Here is a 19,581-nt window from a genome sequence, read left to right as displayed (position 1 = left end):
TTATGGGGAAATTTACGATGGAAGAATGTAATCTCATGTGCATCTATGACACAGGCACAAAGGACGGTCTGCTTGGGGAGCTTACGGCAATGCAGGCACATTTACAGCCGGACGAAACCGAGCTTTTGGAGCTGACCCACCGTGTAATGGATAAACTCACTGCTATGACCGATGAGGAATATAGAGAAATTACGGCAGAGCTTATTGCCGATTTCGCATGAATATGCGTTGAAGTTCCAATGCTGTCATAGTAAAATAATAAATAGAAGACAAAAAAATAAATAATTTCAGTACAGCAAACCACATTGCATAAGGGAGGCGGAAAAGAATGGCAAACAATACGACGAAGTATTATTTAGAAACTAATGCACTATATTCCCTAATTAATAAAATTGATTTGTTTGTTGACTCTTCTGACGTATCAACATCATTGTTTGCGTTTGAAGAGCTAATAGATGGAATTGACTCCGAAAACTATCATAAAAGAAAAGTCATGTTGTCAAAGTTAAAGGCATCAAAGCTAAAAATATATCCCTATCTACCAATGGAGTGTATTGCTATTTCTTTCGGGTTGGATATATCTGGATTACCAATTGTTCAGGAGAAAAAAATTCTTCTTTGGAAGAAAGTAAATCTTGTTATTTCAAGTAATGACTATATAACATTTGTCAATGAGCTAAAAGAAAAGGAAAATATCGATTTTCAAAAGGAGAAAGAAGCTATTGACAAACACGAAACGGTAGTTGCAAAGAATTTAAAAGAATTAATTTCGCAAAAGTCTAATGAACTTGATGCAATTAAACAACGACAAATTATAGAACCTGAATACTACAATATCAATATAGAAGATATCTTTTTAGAGCCTAATGAAAAATTAACCTATGAACATGAAAAATTACTCCTTACCCAACTACTAAATTTATGTGGGATTAGTTATGAAAGTAGCGATATTGATAAAGTAGTCCACGATTATGATGGACGTCAACTTGTAGCCTTTATTTTGGGGCAATCAGCCTATACATGGAATCGAAGTCACCACAAAAGATCAACAGAATACAATGATATTCCTGATTTATCTCATTTATTATATCTAAAAGACGAGAATTATGTTATCGTTTCAAATGATAAAATTTATGATAATGCAACATTGGCTCAAATGCGAATGAAGCCTGATGATTTTTTAAAAGGATTTGATAATTAAATAAAAAAATTAAAAATTGAACAATATGTTTACAAAAGCAATCTTGTTATACTGATGAGATTGCTTTTTTTTGCTAAAAAAAGGAGGACTAATATGCCAACAAAAGCACAATCCTTAGTACAGATGGCAGAACAAACCGCTAAACAGATTACAAGCAGCCGCACAGGTTGGACGGGGTTTCTAACCACCGTAGGACGGCTCTACAAGTATCCTTATTATGAGCAGCTTATGATTTACGCACAGCGACCCGATGCAACGGCTTGTGCGGACTTCGACCTATGGAACAACACGATGCGGCGATATGTTCGCCGTGGCTCAAAGGGGATTGCTCTCATTGACCCCACAGGCGATACCCCAAGATTGCGATATGTTTTTGATGTAAAGGACACGGGCGGCGGAGAACATTCTCGCCGCCCTTTCCTTTGGGAAATGCAGGACTATCACGAGGCTCCCATTTTGCAAATGTTGCAGGACAAATTCGGAGAAAACAGCGAAAATCTTTCCGATGCTTCTTACAACATTGCATCAGCTCTCGCAAAAGAGTATTATGATGACCACAGGGCGGACATTCCCTACATCGCCCCCGGTAGCTTTTTAGAGGACTATGATGAGGATAATATCCGAATAGCTTTTGAAAACGCCGCCACCATCAGCATTGCCTACACCCTTATGCAGCGATGCGGACTAAACCCCGATGAATACTTTGAGCATGAGGATTTTTTAAGCGTTTTTGATTTTAACACACCAGATACCGTTGCCCTCTTAGGTACGGCGGTCAGTGAACAATCCGAGCAAGTTTTTAGACAAATATCCATTACCATCGCCAAAACAGAGCGTGAAAGGAGCAAAGAACATGAACAACTTAACTTACAGCCAGAGCGGGGATTATCTGATACCCGACCTAACAGTGACCGAGCCGGCACAGCCGATAGGCAAATACGGCAGAATGAGGAAACAGTACCTCATGGAACATCGGACACCCTTATTCCATTCCCTGCTACTGTCCGAGAAACTGTTTCCCCACCTATTGGAGATAGACCAGACAGCCACCAGACGAATGGAGCAGATTATGGCAGACTTGCAGAAAGTGCAACTAGCTCCCGACAAGATGACCCATCAGATGGAATGGGTTGGATACATGAACAACCTCAAGGCACAGGCAGAGGAAATGATACTGACAGAGCTTATATACAACTAACCCTGTTCCCCACAGAGCAGGAGCAAATACAGAGAATTGGGTCGAGCGAAATGCTTGACCCTTTTTCTATACTCCAAACCGATATTGACCATATCCTCCGCACAGGAGGCAATCGAAATAACAGCATTTTCCGCATTGTTTCCATGTATCAGAAAGAAAAAAACACTGAGGAAAACATCGCTTTTTTGCAGAAAGAATTTGGCACAGGCGGCAAAGGACTGTATTTAGGCGGCACAAAGGTTTCCGTCTGGTATAACGAGCAGGGTATCCATATCGCAAAGGGTGAAACAGCTCTTTATGCCCAGAACAAGCAGCTTATTCCGTGGGAAAAGGTTGAGCAACGCATTAACGAGCTTTTGTCTGAGGGGCAGTTTGCACCACAAGATGCCTTTTCAGATGCTAAGGATTATGAATACCAAAGCCTTGCGGAACGCCTATGGTATCTGCACCAAAACTTTTCAGATGACGCCCCTCACACTTACTTTGACGAGAAACTGTTTCAGGGTGGTTTCCCAAACTCCACACAGCAGATTGCAAAACTGCTTAGAGAGCCTGCCGAGCGTGAAACCATCATTGCAGGCTTACAGCAATTTGCTTCCGACTACGAGCAAGACAGAGCGCTTTTGCGGTTTCATTTCTATCAACCAAAAGAAATGATTGCTGTCTTTGAGGATTTACGATTGCCGATAAAGGCGTTTTCGTCTGTTCTCACCCATGTCCCGCCCCTTAAAATGTTTGTAACCCAAGATGAGGTTGACACTGCTCTATCACATGGAAGCAGCTTTCAAAATGGAAAATATCGCATTTATGAGTTTTTCACTCAACCTCACAGTCCCAAAGAGAAAGAGGATTTTCTAAAAAATGAGTACGGTACAGGCGGCCGAACACACGCCCTTTCGGGTGCAGACCACAGCTATGAAGACCACAGTGCCAAAGGACTGGAATACAAGCGTGGGGAAAAAGACGATAAGCTCCATTTGAAGTGGAATACCGTTGCAAAGCGAATTGACTATCTTATTGCCAATGACCGCTACCTTACCACCGTGGAAAAAGCACAGCTTGCAGAAAATCAGAGGGAAAATGCAGGATTAACAGAAACTACTAACGAGCCTGTGACTACTCAATCAGAGATTGCATTTCCCCCACAGCCTGTTTCAGCAACAGCTCCAGAGGCAGAGCCGCTGGCTGCAATTACTGCCGAGGACATTGATAGCGCACTACAAGCATGGAATGGTGATGGGGGCAGCAAAGCAAGGGTGCTTTCCTATATGCAACTCCATAGCCGGGAGCGTGGCACAGCAGAATGGTTAAAAGGTGAATACGGCGGCAACCTCCCTATGTTCTCCATCAGCAAGGGGAAAAATGCCTTAGAAATGCCGTGGGCAAAGGTACAGCGGCTAATTGGGCAGCTCATAGCGGAAGGTGCTTTTTATACCGAGCCAGCACAAAATACCACAGACTATGGTTTAGAGGACGAACCCCCTCGCTATACGGTGGAGCTTACCTCCGATGCCTATGATGAACCTTTTATCATAAGGGATAACACCGTTCCCGATATGCAAGATGGCAGATACTATGAGGTTGAGGATATTTATCAGACCTACATGACCGAGGATGAGGCACAGGCAGTTGTAGACCGCTTAAACGGTATTACACCAGAGCCGATGCAAGAGGAACAGCCAGAGCCACCGTCAGAAACACCCACAATTCCATACAACATAGGCGATACTGTTTTTCTTGAAAACGGTACGCCTTTTTTAATGGAAGAAATCTCTGTCCATCAAGTCACCCTGCGTGATCCGTCATTGTTCTATCCTATCCTGCGTGCTGAAAGTCACGAGAGCTTTACAAGGCTTTTGGAACGGTATCCTCAGCCAGAGAATCCACAGGAAACAGCAGAAAACTTCCGCATTACTGACACCCGCTTAGGCGAGGGCGGCAAACGAGATAAAATTGCCCGAAACGTTACCGCCATTACCACCTTGCAGACCATTGAGCTTGAAAACCGCCCTGCCACCAAAGCAGAGCAGGAAATCCTATCAGCCTATGTCGGTTGGGGTGGCTTGCCCGAAGTCTTTGACAAAGCAAACAGCAGTTTCAGCAATGAATATATGCAGCTCAAAGCTCTCTTATCCGAGGACGAGTACGAAATGGCACGAGCCTCCACCCTCAACGCACACTACACCAGTCCTACGGTCATCAAAGCAATTTATGATACCGTGGAACGAATGGGATTTTCCACAGGCAATATCTTAGAGCCTGCCTGCGGCACAGGCAACTTTTTTGGTATGCTGCCAGAGGGTATGCAAGGCTCTAAGCTCTATGGAGTGGAGCTTGACAGTATTACAGGTAGGATTGCAAAACAACTCTATCCCTCAGCCAACATTGCTATCACAAGCTTTGAGAAAACCGAGCTGCCCGACAGCTTTTTCGACCTTGCTATCGGTAATGTACCCTTTGGCAACTATAAGCTGGGTGAAAAACGGTATGACAATCAAAACTTCCTTATCCATGACCATTTCTTTGCAAAAGCTCTGGATAAAGTTCGCCCCGGCGGTGTGGTTGCTTTTGTCACTTCAAAGGGAACGATGGATAAGCAATCCCCCGAAGTACGCCGCTACCTTGCACAGAGAGCTGAGCTGTTAGGGGCAATCAGACTGCCAAACAATGCCTTTCTCAAAAATGCAGGCACAGAGGTCACAAGCGATATTTTGTTTCTGCAAAAACGGGATAGCCCGATTGATGTGGATAGGGATTGGATACACCTTGCCAAAGATGAAAATGGCATTACCTTAAACAGCTATTTTGCAGAGCACCCCGAAATGATTTTAGGCACGATGGAGCTGAAAAGCGGTCAGTTTGGTATGGAAAGCACTTGTACCCCTCTGCCGGATGCCGACCTTGCAGAACAGTTTCAGAGAGCCGCCTCCAATATTGAGGGCAGTATCCCCGATGCAGAGCTGCCCGATATGGAGCTTGGCTCTGATAGCTCTATCCCTGCCGATCCAACAGTAAAAAACTTCTCTTACACCCTTGTGGACGGCGAAGTGTATTACCGTGAAAACAGCCGCATGGTGCGGCCAGAGCTTAACCAGACCGCAAAAGAGCGAGTGGCAGGACTTGTAAGTCTTAGAGAGTGTGTGAATGACCTTATCCGTTATCAGCTTGAGGACTATTCAGACGAAACCATTTCACAGGAGCAGGCAAAGCTAAACCGCCTTTATGACAACTTTACCGCAAAATACGGACTGATTAACAGCCGTGGCAACAGCCTTGCTTTTGGCGAGGATAATTCCTACTATCTCCTTTGCTCTCTGGAGGACATTGATGAAAGCGGTAATCTAAAATCCAAAGCTGATATGTTCACCAAACGCACCATTAAAAAGCGTGTATCCGTTACCTCTGTGGACACCGCAAGCGAGGCTCTGGCTCTTTCCATCGCAGAAAAGGCAAAGGTGGACATTGGCTATATGGAACAGCTCACAGGATTATCCTCTGAGCAGATCGCCACCGACCTTAGAGGTGTTATTTTCTGTCTGCCCGACCTTGAAAACGAGGGCAATCCCCACTATGTCACCGCCGATGAATACCTCTCCGGCGATGTAAGGCAAAAGCTCCGCACCGCTAAAATGGCGGCAAGGGTATCCGATATGTATGCCCCTAATGCATCAGCTTTGGAGGCCGCACAGCCAAAAGACCTTGAGGCTGCGGAAATTGATGTACGTCTGGGTGCGACTTGGATTGACAAAGAATATGTGCAGCAGTTCATGTATGAGCTGTTTGATACCCCGTGGCGAAATCAAGACCAGATTGAAGTAAAATACGCTCCCTTTACCGCCGAGTGGAATATTACAGGCAAAAGTGCCGTTGGTTACAACAATGTGGCTGCTTATGTGACCTATGGAACAGACCGAGCCAACGCATATAAGATTTTAGAGGATACCCTAAACCTCCGTGATGTGCGTATCTATGACACTGTGGTTGACCCCGATGGAAAAGAACGGCGGGTACTGAATAAAGATGCCACCACTCTGGCACAGCAAAAACAGCAGACCATCAAAGATGCATTTCGAGATTGGATATGGAACGATGCTGACAGGCGGCAAACCCTCGTAAAAAAATATAACGAGAAATTCAACTCCATTCGCCCCCGTGAGTATGACGGTCAGCACATCAATTTCAGCGGCATCAATCCCGAAATCTCCCTGCGTCCCCATCAAGTCAATGCCATTGCTCATATCCTCTACGGCAACAACACCCTGCTTGCCCACGAAGTCGGTGCAGGAAAAACTTTTGAAATGGTTGCCGCCGCTATGGAAAGCAAGCGGCTTGGACTTTGCCAGAAGCCACTGTTTGCCGTACCAAACCACCTCACGGAGCAATGGGCAAGCGAGTTCCTAAGACTTTACCCTGCCGCCAACATCTTGGTGGCCACAAAGAAAGATTTTGAAAAGAGCAACCGTAAAAAGTTCTGTGCCAAAATTGCCACAGGCGATTATGATGCGGTCATCATTGGTCATAGCCAGTTTGAGCGTATCCCTATGTCATTGGAACGGCAGGAACGTCTTCTCCGTGAACAAATTAAGGAAATCTTGAACGGCATAGAGGAAGTCAAGGCAAGCGGCGGCGAGCGTTTTACCGTCAAGCAACTTGAGCGTACCAAAAAAGGATTGGAGGAACGGCTCAGTAAATTAGAGACGCAGGAACGAAAAGACGATGTAGTGACCTTTGAGCAGCTTGGCGTGGATAGGCTCTATGTAGACGAGGCACACAACTATAAAAACCTGTTCCTTTACACCAAAATGCGGAATGTAGCAGGACTATCCACCACCGATGCACAAAAATCCAGCGATATATTTATGAAATGCCGCTACATGGACGAGCTGACAGGCGGCAAGGGCATTGTATTCGCCACCGGTACACCCGTATCGAACTCCATGACCGAGCTTTATACCATGCAGCGGTATCTGCAATACGCTACTCTCCAAAAGAACGGACTCTCCCACTTTGACTGTTGGGCGAGTACCTTTGGGGAAACCGTAACCGCTATTGAGCTTGCTCCCGAAGGAACAGGCTACCGTGCAAGGACGAGATTTTCTAAGTTCTTTAATCTGCCAGAGCTGATGTCCATGTTCAAAGAGGTTGCGGATATTAAGGTGGCAGATGAGCTTGACTTGCCCACTCCTAATGTTATCTATGAAACCGTGGCGGTAAAACCGACTGAAATTCAATCGGATATGGTGCGTGAGCTTTCCGAGCGAGCCGCCAAAGTCCATGCAAACAAGGTTGACCCCTCCGTTGACAATATGCTGAAAATCACCTCCGATGGGCGAAAGCTTGGACTTGACCAGCGCATCATTAACCCACTCCTGCCCGATGACGAGAGCAGCAAGGTCAATGCCTGCGTGAACAATCTCCACCGCATTTGGCAGGAGGGCGCTGACGAAAAGCTGACACAGCTTGTGTTCTGCGATATTTCCACCCCAAAAGGCAGAACCGCCGCACAGGAATTAAAGGCGGCAAAGGCAGGCACACAGACCGTAAACGGCGTGGAGCTTGCGGCTCTGGAGGATAGTTTACCCGATGAGGTGCTGACCCCTACCGCTATTTTTAATGTCTATGATGATATTCGGGGGAAGCTCATAGAAAAGGGTATCCCCGCTCATCAAGTAGCTTTCATTCACGAGGCAAATACTGAGGTGAAGAAAAAAGAGCTGTTCGCAAAGGTGCGGTGCGGCGATGTTCGGGTGCTGATTGGCAGTACCGCAAAATGTGGAGCAGGAACAAATATTCAAGACCGCCTTGTGGCATTGCACGATTTGGATTGCCCGTGGCGTCCGGGGGACTTGACGCAACGCTCCGGCAGAATTGAACGACAAGGAAATCTCAACGAGGATGTGAACATTTACCGCTATGTCACCGAAGCAACCTTTGATGCTTACCTCTGGCAAACCGTCGAAAATAAGCAAAAATTCATCAGCCAGATAATGACCTCAAAAAGCCCTGTCCGTTCCTGTGAGGATGTGGACGAGGCGGCACTCTCCTATGCAGAAATCAAGGCTCTCTGTGCAGGCAACCCAAAAATCAAGGAAAAAATGGACTTGGACATTGATGTTTCAAGGCTAAAGCTCCTAAAAGCAAACCACCAGAGCAGCCAGTACCGTTTGGAAGATAACCTACTTAAATACTTCCCCGAAAATATAGAAAAAAACAAAGGATTCATCAGAGGATTTGAGCAGGATTTGAAAGTGCTTGCCGAGTATCCCACCGCCGAGAGCATGTTCCTGCCAATGGTCATTAAGGGCGATACTCTTACAGATAAAGACAATGCAGGGGCAGCACTCTTGGAGGCTTGCAAAGAAATTAAAAGCAGCGACCCTGTGGAAATCGGCAATTACCGTGGGTTTACCATGCTGCTATCCTATGGCGGCATGATGGACGGTCATCAGCTCACCTTAAAGGGCGCAATGAGCCATACTGCTAAACTGGGTATGGATGCGAGGGGTAACCTCACTCGTATTGACAACGCTCTTGCAGCTATGCCGGAACGGTTGAAAGCTGTGACGGATCAACTTGATTATCTCTATAAACAACAGGATGCGGCAAAGGCAGAGCTTGGCAAGCCGTTCCCACAGGAACAAGAGCTGAAAGACAAGGTTTCCCGCCTTGCCACTCTGGATGCGGAGCTGAACATGGATATGGGTGCAGCACAGCCACAACCGCCAGTGGAGAGGGTTTCTAAGAACAACCGCCCATCGGTACTGGAAAGCCTTAAAATGCCACCCACAGCTGCCAGAGAGCCAAAGGTGAAACACGAAAAAGGAAGGGAGGAACGATAATGGCACACCGCCAGAGAAAAATACAACTGCATTTTATGGTGACGGAACATGAGCGTGGCTTGATTGCCGAAAAAATGGAACGGCTCGGCACAAAAAACTTAGGAGCCTATCTCCGCAAAATGGCGGTTGATGGGTATATGATACAGCTTGATTTAGCCGATGTGAGGGAATTGGTTTCTCTCCTGCGGCGAACAAGCAACAGCTTAAATCAGCTCACCAAACGTGTACATGAAACAGGCAATGTCTATGGAAATGACATCGAGGACTTGCGGCAGAGCTATGACAGGCTTTGGGAGGTGGCAGACGAAATATTGACCCGGTTATCTTCTATCTGAAAAAACCTCATTGACAAGATGGACAGCATGATTTTATTTTGCTATGCTGTTTGCATAAAATCAGTTTGTGCTTGAAGGCGGAATATCCATGAGAATATTGTTTAAGATACTGCTTTTCCCTATTACTCTGATGCTGACAGTCCTTGTGCTGTTCTGCCAGTTTGTTTGTCTAATCGGAACAACTTTGCTTTCTATCTTGGCATTTTTAATAGCAGTTATTGCCCTTGGTATACTGCTATTTAGCGGACAGCCTGCGGAGGGGTTTAAGTATCTCATCATCGCCTTTTGCATCAGCCCGTATGGCATACCAATGCTTGCGGCTTGGCTTCTCAGCAAAGCCGAGGCATTTAATGAACTCTTGAAGTCTGTATAAAAATGAATGTGGGGAGAAAGCAGACTTCTGCTTTCTCCCCTTAATTGCCACACAGTAGGAGTATCATAGGAAAGCAAGGGCCGCGTAGCCGTTTATCTCGACCCTTGTTTTCCTGTGATGCTTCTGCTACTTTTAGTGTTCTTTTATGTTTAGATTATGATGATGAATTTTGCGAATGTGCATGGTATAATGTAAATATTATTAATTGCTTAAAGGAGTTGATTTTATGGACAGTATTAGAGAAATTGCACTATCAAAAATTGCTGATGTTTTGTCAAGTAGTAATTTGATTATCCCACAGGTGGATATTTGGAAGAAGATTTTCAACAATGCCGGGTTGTCTGACTATTACGAAAATAGAAGTTCGCAATTCACAACAAAGATTGAGGCATATGGTCACAGAGATGACGAAAGAAATCTATATCACAACGAAAAATGCTATAACGGATTATATGAAACATTCAAAGAATTAGAATATTCTCCAGAAGAATTCTTAAAGCTATGTAACAGCATTGTTTCAAAACTCTATGTCTATAATTTGTTTTCTGAAAATGCAGAAAAAGTAACGAAAAAGGCATATATAGATGAATACTTAGATAAAGTAGATAGTAAGAAGAAAAATCATTTATTGAATGAATACCCAAGTAAATCATTTAAAGAGTTGCAAAATAATCTTAATATGCTTGGACTAAATATTGTATTTTTTAGTGATGAGTTAGCAGTATTGCCTTTCACTGATAGTTTAAGCGAAAGTTCATTTGATAATAATGTGTTACTACAATGGTTATCTGTAAAGTATTCAAATATTTCAACTACATATATTGATGCTGTAAAAGCTTATAGCGTGGGCGATGAAGTCGCTTGTATTAGTCATTGCAGAAATGTTATTGCAGGAATTTTTTCCTACAAAAAAGAAGAACAACGAAAATGGATCGATGGTTTGCAACGGACATGTAATAAAGATAAGAATATTTTGAAGGTCACAGCAAATCGTATTAGCGAGTATAAGTACAATGCTAATAGCCCTGACCCCAATTCAAGATACCAATATCCAAGATTCAATTTGATATATAAGCTATATTCATTTACGAGTGCATTAGGAGCACATATAAATGAGGGCAATGTAAATGGAGAAAATATTGATTTTGAAAATGCAACACTTGAAGATGCTTTCATGGCACTTAGAATGACAGAAGCTGTTTTGATTTGGCTTTACCAAACTAATGCTTTGGAATAAAAAACAATGGTAAATGAGGGGAGGTGTTCTATATGAGCGACATGGATAGCCTAAGACAAATAATTGTAGATGAACTGAAAGAAACAAAGGCATACAATCTAGAAGGCGTATTAGAAAAATATGAACTTATCCCTAATCGTGAACTTGACCCAATGCATAGTAAAAGAGTTTATGTGGATTCAGCACTTTGTCGACTTAGTTTGGATAAACTTAAATTGTTAGCTAACAGGATAATTAAAGAAGAGTCTAATCCTGAATTTGCAAAAAAATGCGAACCATTTTTAGATGATGATTTTTTTGAAATATCAACAATTACACGAAGAAAAATTGTGAATTGGCTCTGTGATCAATCAAATGTTGAAGGTAAGCTAAGAATTGACGAAATGTTATCTTCAGCATGGGATTTGGAAAGCCTGCCATCACGTTATAATAGAAGCAATGCTTTAGAAGATATTATGCAGCACATGGTAAGAAATGATGATTTATCTTATAAAGAGTTGTTTGAAGATGTTTTACAAGTAATGTATGTTTCGGATGCTAAATTTATCTCTTTGATAAATGCGATGCTGCATCCTAGAGTAAGGAATACTGATGACCAATTAGATTATGTAAAAAATATTAACGCATTTCTAATTGCTGACGGATATAGTTGTATTAACACAAAACATATTTCGGGTGAGCCAGTTTATGCTATCATTCATACAGAACAAGGTGTTTCACCCAAAGCGAAAAACATAGTATTCGCAAGCATCGGAAAAAAACCCGATATAGTTATTGATGATTCTTTAAGTAATGATATTAAAGTTATTGACCCAGACAACAAATGTCTGGTGTATAACATACCACTTTCGTCTAATGGGATAAGTTGGGATGATTTAGTAACTTGGTGGAACAAGGGTAGCTCAGAGTACAATTTAGATGTCGAAAAAGCCTTATTTGAACGGCTTAAATTATCCCTTGATTCTCCACCTGAAATCATGTTTTTAAGAACATATAATAACTATATCCACAAATTAGGAGATAATAAGTTACCTGCGTTAATCCCACAAGTCTATTGCCATTATGACCCTAAAACGGCAAATATGAGAAATGGACAAATTTATGTGCATCAAAGAATGGATTTTTTAATGTTACTACCTTCGCATAAAAGAATAGTTTTTGAAATTGATGGAGCACAGCATTACTCCGTTGATGGGAAAGCATCCCCAGAGTTATATTCAAAAATGGTCAATGATGATAGAAAGCTGAAGCTTTACGGATATGATGTTTATAGATTTGGTGGATATGAATTTAAGGAAGAACTCAAATGCAGAGAAACAATTGAAGATTTTTTCAGTAAGTTTTTTAAATTCTATAACATCATGTAATTATACAACTAATGACAAGGAGTTGCCACACGGTAGCTCCTTTTTCTTGCCCCAAAGGAGGTGTTACCATCGCTACTACTCGTTTAATTTCCATGCACCAGAACAAAGGGAAATCTATTGCACAATGTCTTTCTGATCGCACTGATTACGCTCAAAACCCAGATAAAACCAATGATGGCGAACTCATCAGTTCCTATGAATGTGACCCTCGCACGGTGCAGGGAGAATTTATGCTTTCTAAACGGCAGTACCACCAGATAACAGGACGAGAACAGACAAATGATGTAATTGCCTATCAGATACGCCAGTCCTTTAAGCCGGGGGAAATCACACCAGAGCTTGCTAATAAAATTGGCTATGAACTTGGGTCCAAATGGACAAAGGGAAAGTATGCTTTCATCGTTGCAACCCATGTTGACAAGGCTCACATTCACAACCACATTATTTATAATTCCACCTCTCTGGACTGCACTAAAAAGTTCAGAGATTTTTTAGGCTCCGGCAGAGCTGTTGGAAAAATTAGTGACCGTATTTGTCTTGAATACGGACTATCCATTATCGAAAATCCAAAGCGTGGGAAAACCAATTATGGCAAGTGGCTTGGCAATAAAAAAGCTCCCTCTTTCTCCGATAAAATTAGAGAAACTATTGATGCGGTTCTTGCAAAAAAGCCTACTGATTTTAATGCCTTTCTGCTTAATATGCAAGCCGCAGGATATGAAATAAAGCAGAGCAAACACATATCTTTTTTAGGTAAAGATCAGAAAAAGCCTATTCGTTTTCGTTCACTTGGCAAGGGATATTCTGAGGACGAAATCAGAGCTGCCATCAAAGGAATTAAGCCGCTTACCTCCAAAAGAAAACCAACACAAAAACCTGTGCAGCGTGTTAATCTGCTTGTGGACATACAGGAAAAATTGCAGGCAGGAAAAGGGGCAAGTTACGAACGATGGGCAAAGGTTTTTAATCTCAAGCAGATGGCACAGACTATCAATTTTTTATCAGAAAACAATCTCCTTGTCTATGAGGACTTAGTGCAAAAAGCTCAAGTCACAACCTCTGCATTTAATGAGCTCTCTGCCAAAATCAAAACCGCTGAAAAGCGTATGGACGAGATTTCTGTACTGAAAACTCACATCATTAATTACGCAAAAACTCGTGATGTTTATACCTCCTACCGTAAGGCAGGATATTCAAAAAGGTTTTATGAGGAACACACTGCCGACTTGCTTTTACACAAGGCAGCAAAGGCAGCTTTTGATGAATTGCAGATGAAAAAACTCCCCACCGTCAAGACCCTCCAAGCGGAATATGCAGAGCTGCTCTCCGCTAAGAAAAAAGCGTATGCTGAGTATGTGACTGTTAAAAAATCCATGCAGGAAGTCCAGACCGCAAAGGCGAATGTTGACCGTCTTTTAGGATATGATGACTCCTTGAAAGAGAAAGAAAAAACACAGGAACAGCGATGAGCTGACCTGTGTTTTATAGCCTCCGTAGGAGGCGTAGCCACTACCACAAGGAAGTGTTCAAATGGGGATTGGGGATACTCCCCAACAAGCAGATTTGCCAAAAATTCCGTCAGGAAATTTTGAGCAAAATCGCAAGGTGTGTACCACCTTGCCCTGCTTGCCACGTTACTCTATCTCCAATATCAGTAACAACTCAAATATTGTTTTGCCCGATAAATGTAAAAGAAAAACGCTGCAAACTCGTATCGGTCGCAACGCTTCTCATTCCATATTCTGTTGTGCTCTGGACATTCATTCGTCCTCTGTTTCGACTTCCTTAATCTCTTTTGCCGTGGCGGTAACTATCCTCAATCCTTTATCGCTCATATCATCAAGCAGACTTTCAAGCTGTCTGCGCTGCGTGGATTTATCCGTTTCTTTATTAGGAAAAAAGAATTGGTCTACCGATACATCTAAAAGAGTGACAAGCTCATAAAAAATTTGCAGGCTTGGGTGCTGTCCGCTGTTTTCAATGGACGCAATATACCGAGGGGCAATGTGCATTTGGTCTGCTAACTGATTCCTTGATATTCCCTTTGATTTTCTTGCTGCTTTTATGGCTTGACCGAAAGCCTTAAAATCGTATTTATCATTTTCACGCTTCATAATTATTTCACCCTATTACATTTTACTGTTCACCCTGCTTTCTTAGATATGATTACACATATCCATCATATGATTTAAATAGTTCATTGTTTTGCTTTGATTTTTACATAAAAGTATTGATATACAATTTTTATTACGATACAGTTTACAAAAGAGGACATCAAAAGCGAGGAATAAATTTACTATTTACGGTATGATTTAGTCAGGAGGTAAAGAAATGGAATGGTTGAAGAATCTGAGCAATGCCATTGATTATATTGAGAAAAATTTAGATGGCGAGATTTGTTACGAAGAAGCCGCTAAAATTGCGTGTTGTTCTACCTACTACTTTCAACGAATGTTTTCCTATGTAGCAGGTATATCGTTATCCGAATACATTCGCCGACGGAGAATGACACAAGCAGCTTTTGAAATACAAACCACAGATACAAAGGTTTTGGAGGTTGCATTAAAATACGGCTATACTTCTCCAACTTCTTTTAACCGGGCATTTCAAAATGTGCATGGAATATCCCCAATTTCCGCAAAGGCAAAAGGAAGTATATTAAATGCATACCCGCCTATCAAATTTTCAGTCAACATAATAGGAGGTAATGTCATGCCCTACCGGGTCGAAGAAAAAGAAGCTATGAGAATTGTAGGTATTCGTATTCCATTGACAATGGATATGGAAGAAAACAAAAGGAACGTCCCGCCTTTCTGGGAAAGCACATTGAAAAGTAAGCAATTTGCAAAAATCTGCAACTTGTCAAACCAACTTCCCATGCGTGTTTTAGGAGCCACGGTCTGTCAAAGTGATGATGAAATTTATTATTACATTGCGGCGGCATCTGACCAGCCTGTACCTGATGGAATGTTTGAATATGAAATTCCAAATGCTACATGGGTTGTGTTTGAAAGTAACGGTTTTTTTAAAGAATCCGTACAGGATATTTTCAAGAGATTTTTAACGGAATGGCTTCCTTTTTCGGGATATGCCTATGCAGAACTGCCGGATATAGAAGTCTATCCGATCAGCAAGGAATTAAACCGTTCAGGACATTCCGAAGTATGGATTGCAGTAAAAAAAGAAAAGGAGAATTAAACTTATGGAATATCAAATTGAAATTAGAAATGTTGAGCCAATGCGTGTTGCTTTCCTGCATTATAAAGGAGTTGCAACAGAAGCGAACAAATTTTTCCCTAACGTTTTCAAATCCATTCAGGGTAAAGCAAATGGTGCACCATTTTTCTGTTACTATGTTATGAATCCAGAAACCAAAATGGGGGAAATGGATTTATGCGTACCAACAGAGCAAAACCCTTTTGGAAATGGAATTGAAGTAAAAGAAATACCGGCTATTAAAGCCATCTGCGTAACACATACCGGCTCTTATGAAACTTTACATCTTGCTTATAAAGCAATCGACCAATATGCCGCAGAGCATAATTTACAGTTGCAACCGCCATTTCGTGAGGTTTATATCAAGGGGCCGGGAATGTTATTGAAAGGAAATCCGGATAAATATATCACCGAGATTTTGTTCCCAATCAGGGAGGAATAAAATGACTGCTATTTGCGTAAATGATTTGGTTAAAAAGTATAAAAGCGGAGTACAGGCCTTAAATGGCCTTACTTTGACGGTAAAGGAAGGCGAAATATTTTCCCTCTTGGGACAGAACGGAGCAGGAAAATCTACACTTATTAACGTGTTGACAACCTACCTGCGTCCTACTTCTGGCAATGTAACGATGTTTGGAAAAGACGCTTATCATGAAGCGGCTGAAATCCGCTCAAAAATTTCTTGTGTAGCACAAAGAACTTCTATTGATACGCATTTATCACTCACAGAAAACATGATGTTTCAAAGCAAGCTCTATAAAGTGCCAAAGACAGAAGCCATAAAGCGTATGGAAATGCTAATTTCCTGTTTTGGATTAGAAAAGTATTTGAAATATCCGGTTTCTTCCTACTCCGGTGGAGTAAAAAGGCGGCTTGATATTGCACTAAATCTAATGTCTAACCCTAAAGTGTTATTTTTAGATGAACCAACCGTCGGAATGGATATTCAATCCCGAATGGCGATGTGGGATATGGTAAAAAAAATTAGAAATGATTTTGGAACTACTATTTTCTTAACAACGCATTATTTGGAAGAAGCCGACGAGTTGAGTGATACAATCTGCATTATGAAAAACGGAAAAGAAGTCATTCAAGGTTCACCAAATTCTCTCCGGGCATACCTGCGGCAGGATATGCTAAAAATCAGCTTTTTAGAAAAGAAAGAAGCTGAAAAATGTTTTGAAACCTTAAAGGGAATCGTTGCTCTCAAAGAGTCCGATTTACGCCATGATAAAATCATTACCAACTTAAAAAGCGGACGAAGCGATTTAGAAAAAACAACTCGTCTACTGTTGGAGCATAGTATTCCGTTCTTGGGAATCGAAATTATACAGCCCACCTTGGAAGATGTTTTTATTAGCCTGACCAGTGACAATGAAAAGGAGGTCAGCTAATGGATATTCTAACCTTATTACACCGCAATATAAAATGGCGTTTTCATAATTCTTTTACGATTGTGATTACCATTTTACAGCCTATGTTATGGCTTGTTTTGTATAGTGCCGTTGCCGGACAATCCATGAAAGGGATTGGAATTGCAAATTATACAGCATTTGTTTTACCCGGGCTGATTGTGTTAGTTAGTTTCGGAGCGTGTAGCAGCAGCGGCATTATGAATTATTTGATGAAAGCAGATGGGAGCTTTTACAGGATACTGATTGCCCCAGTCAAAAGAAGTTCTATTGTACTGGGGCAGGTATTAGAAGCAGTTGTATGTACATTCATTGAAGTCATTATTATGTGCATAGTCAGTTTGTTTTTTTCGGTAAACATTACAACTGGATTCACAGGTATACTCTTAATCGCTCTCATCGTACTTTTAACTGCATTTTTTATTTCGGGACTTACTTATGCTATTAGCCTTTGCCTGCCAAATGAAGTCATGTATGAAACAGTAATGAACGCAATTGTTCTGCCTATCTTTTTTCTAAGTACCGCATTGTTTCCGGCAGATGGATTGTCCGGGGGATTAAAAATTGCAGTCAACCTAAATCCATTCACTCATGTAATAAATGTTTTGCGTGATTTGGTTTTACAAGGCGATATTGTTTATCGTGATGTTAGCTTTGTTGTTGTTTTGCTTATAGGTATGTGTGGTATCAGTTTTTCGTGGGCTTTTCACAGATTGAAAAAGGAAACGGCTTTATAAAAAATTGAACATATAAAAACTCTGCCCAACGGAAATAAAAAAAACCGTTGTTGCAGAGGAAGCAATGCTATGCCCAAAAAGAATAAATAACTTCACGGCGGTTTTGAAATAAAAAATCAAAGCCGCCGTTTTTCTTAAAAAGTTTAAATTGCGGTGGGCGTTTTAAAGTCGCTCATTTTTAGGACACGACGGTATCAGGGAGGTATCGTTGTGTCTATTTTAATTTTTTATGTACTATTTCTTTTTTACTCGTTAAAAAAAGCTTTTACCCTTCAACGGGATATTTCGGCTCTCAACATGAACACACACATCACCATATAATTGCCAATAATTCCCTTATGCCCGGTTGCACTATGCAGCTGGGCTTTTTTGTGTTTATAGAGCCTCACTGCCGTTCTCCACCACCATCCTTTCGATTTCAGCAAACCCAAAATCGAAAGGATGGTAAAACCATGAAAACAATTAATCTGAAAGATTATTACCCTTACTACACACAAGACTCTTTTGTGGAAGTGCCTGATGAGTTATTCGCTATCTTTGAGGAATATGCAAGAGCGGAAGCAACATATGAGAGAAAGAAATACCGCTACAAGGCTCACTACTCTCTTGACCGTGGGGATGGAATTGAGCATGACATCTTGTTTGTTTCTCTCTCACCCGATGAGATTTACGAACGTAAGCTCACAAGTCAGCAGCTCCACGCTGCCATTGCTTCTCTGCCGGACAAACAGGCAAAGCGAATCTATGCTCATTATTTTATGGGTATGAGTAAGACAGCTATTGCCAAAGCAGAAGGTGTAAGTGAAAAAGCTGTCCGCATTGGTATCGAAAGAGGTTTACATACCATAGAAAAATATTTAAAAAATTTTTTCTAAATCACGTTCCGTTTCCTAATGAAAAAAGTCAGGGTATATAGAGGGAGGTAAAATCATTCCCTATGTTCCTTGACAACTGAATATACGATATTTTGAGTACGAAACTTATGTGGCTGAGAAGCAAAGCGACATAATGGGCATCGCCATGATGACCGCTGTAACAAACTTGCCAAAAAGGGAAACCGAATAATTGATGAGAGCCTTTAGGAGCATGAGTATTACAGCAGTTGGAGCGATAAATGCAGCCATTAGACCGAACGGTGGCACGTTCGCCGCAATAACACACATAAGGGATAATGATACTTTCTCACGACCTCCCACAGACTTGAGGGGGAGTTCCTGCGGTATGCGTAGCTTTTGGGACAAGCACATACGGTACCTTGGGACTATGATGCCAAGCTAATGGCAACTCAAAATATCCCCTTGCCGGGGTGCGTGGCAAATACGGCAAACTTATAAAACTGATCGCACCGCACTTTTGTTTTATGCAAATTTGCGGTGTGCTTGGTTTTACTATAATTGATGCAGTGACAAACTTTTCATAAATGATATATACGCTTATACTTTATGTAAGCAAGACACTTGGAGGTGATTGCGAATGGAAAATATCAAAAATGCACCTAATCCCACTGCTACGGCAACTGCACCACCTAAATCTTATGAGAAAACTAAGGCATATCAGGATTTTATCAATGTACTTTCTCAGATTATAGAAAAACATGGTGCAGAGGTTTTAGATGAAATCAATCGTGTTGTCTAAAAGAACAGTGCTTATGGATTGATGTTTTCCA

The 19,581-nt window shown here is 41.8% G+C and carries 15 protein-coding genes; 14 read left to right on the top strand and 1 reads right to left on the bottom strand.

What is annotated here, in order from left to right; all coding sequences use genetic code 11:
• Positions 1-2 precede the first annotated feature (2 nt).
• From C1A02_RS00255 to C1A02_RS00220, 8 genes are all read left to right on the top strand, one after another.
• Complete coding sequence (locus C1A02_RS00255; protein WP_101696210.1) at positions 3-221, top strand: transposon-transfer assisting family protein; 219 nt, start codon at positions 3-5, stop codon at positions 219-221.
• Between the two features lie 107 nt (positions 222-328).
• Complete coding sequence (locus C1A02_RS00250) at positions 329-1,201, top strand: hypothetical protein (RefSeq protein WP_101696209.1); 873 nt, start codon at positions 329-331, stop codon at positions 1,199-1,201.
• 93 nt (positions 1,202-1,294) lie between these two features.
• Positions 1,295-9,238 carry a helicase-like domain-containing protein gene (locus C1A02_RS00245; protein WP_101696208.1) on the top strand — a complete coding sequence of 2,648 codons (7,944 nt, stop codon included), beginning with the start codon at positions 1,295-1,297 and terminating at the stop codon, positions 9,236-9,238.
• Positions 9,238-9,573 carry a plasmid mobilization protein gene (locus tag C1A02_RS00240; protein ID WP_101696207.1) on the top strand — a complete coding sequence of 112 codons (336 nt, stop codon included), beginning with the start codon at positions 9,238-9,240 and terminating at the stop codon, positions 9,571-9,573. Before C1A02_RS00245 ends, C1A02_RS00240 begins: the two co-directional genes overlap by 1 nt.
• 88 nt (positions 9,574-9,661) lie before the next feature.
• Positions 9,662-9,946, top strand: a complete 285-nt coding sequence (locus C1A02_RS00235) for a CD1845 family protein (protein WP_101696206.1) — start codon at positions 9,662-9,664, stop codon at positions 9,944-9,946.
• A 226-nt stretch (positions 9,947-10,172) separates the two neighbouring features.
• The gene (locus C1A02_RS00230) at positions 10,173-11,183 is read left to right on the top strand and encodes a hypothetical protein (RefSeq protein WP_101696205.1); all 1,011 of its coding nucleotides are present in this window, start codon (positions 10,173-10,175) and stop codon (positions 11,181-11,183) included.
• 32 nt (positions 11,184-11,215) lie between these two features.
• Positions 11,216-12,550: an AbiJ-related protein gene (locus C1A02_RS00225; RefSeq protein ID WP_101696204.1), complete on the top strand. Its 1,335-nt coding sequence runs from the start codon at positions 11,216-11,218 to the stop codon at positions 12,548-12,550.
• A gap of 68 nt (positions 12,551-12,618) precedes the next feature.
• Positions 12,619-14,019, top strand: coding sequence for a relaxase/mobilization nuclease domain-containing protein (locus C1A02_RS00220; RefSeq protein ID WP_101696849.1), 1,401 nt, complete (start codon positions 12,619-12,621; stop codon positions 14,017-14,019).
• A 291-nt stretch (positions 14,020-14,310) separates the two neighbouring features.
• Here C1A02_RS00220 and C1A02_RS00215 read toward each other — a convergent pair whose 3' ends face one another.
• Positions 14,311-14,667 (bottom strand): helix-turn-helix domain-containing protein, encoded by a 357-nt coding sequence (locus C1A02_RS00215; RefSeq protein WP_442338921.1) that lies wholly within the window; start codon positions 14,665-14,667, stop codon positions 14,311-14,313.
• 214 nt (positions 14,668-14,881) lie between these two features.
• Here C1A02_RS00215 and C1A02_RS00210 point away from each other — a divergent pair, with 214 nt between their 5' ends.
• The 6 genes from C1A02_RS00210 (at position 14,882) to C1A02_RS13355 (ending at position 19,550) form a co-directional block, all read left to right on the top strand.
• Positions 14,882-15,748: an AraC family transcriptional regulator gene (locus C1A02_RS00210; protein ID WP_101696202.1), complete on the top strand. Its 867-nt coding sequence runs from the start codon at positions 14,882-14,884 to the stop codon at positions 15,746-15,748.
• 4 nt (positions 15,749-15,752) lie between these two features.
• Positions 15,753-16,208, top strand: a complete 456-nt coding sequence (locus C1A02_RS00205; protein ID WP_101696201.1) for a GyrI-like domain-containing protein — start codon at positions 15,753-15,755, stop codon at positions 16,206-16,208.
• 1 nt (position 16,209) lies between these two features.
• On the top strand, positions 16,210-17,160 hold the full coding sequence (locus C1A02_RS00200) for an ABC transporter ATP-binding protein (RefSeq protein WP_101696200.1): 951 nt from the start codon (positions 16,210-16,212) through the stop codon (positions 17,158-17,160).
• Positions 17,160-17,915, top strand: coding sequence for an ABC transporter permease (locus tag C1A02_RS00195; protein ID WP_101696199.1), 756 nt, complete (start codon positions 17,160-17,162; stop codon positions 17,913-17,915). The genes C1A02_RS00200 and C1A02_RS00195 overlap by 1 nt, the downstream gene beginning before the upstream one ends.
• A 452-nt stretch (positions 17,916-18,367) precedes the next feature.
• Positions 18,368-18,790 (top strand): RNA polymerase sigma factor, encoded by a 423-nt coding sequence (locus C1A02_RS00190; protein WP_101696198.1) that lies wholly within the window; start codon positions 18,368-18,370, stop codon positions 18,788-18,790.
• A 598-nt stretch (positions 18,791-19,388) separates the two neighbouring features.
• Positions 19,389-19,550 carry a hypothetical protein gene (locus C1A02_RS13355; RefSeq protein ID WP_164997116.1) on the top strand — a complete coding sequence of 54 codons (162 nt, stop codon included), beginning with the start codon at positions 19,389-19,391 and terminating at the stop codon, positions 19,548-19,550.
• Positions 19,551-19,581: the final 31 nt, after the last annotated feature.

Origin of the sequence: Clostridium minihomine (assembly GCF_900240385.1) — a bacterium.
Classification (GTDB): Bacteria; Bacillota; Clostridia; order Oscillospirales; family Acutalibacteraceae; genus Faecalispora; species Faecalispora minihomine.
This window is presented reverse-complemented; position numbering and strand designations above follow the sequence as displayed.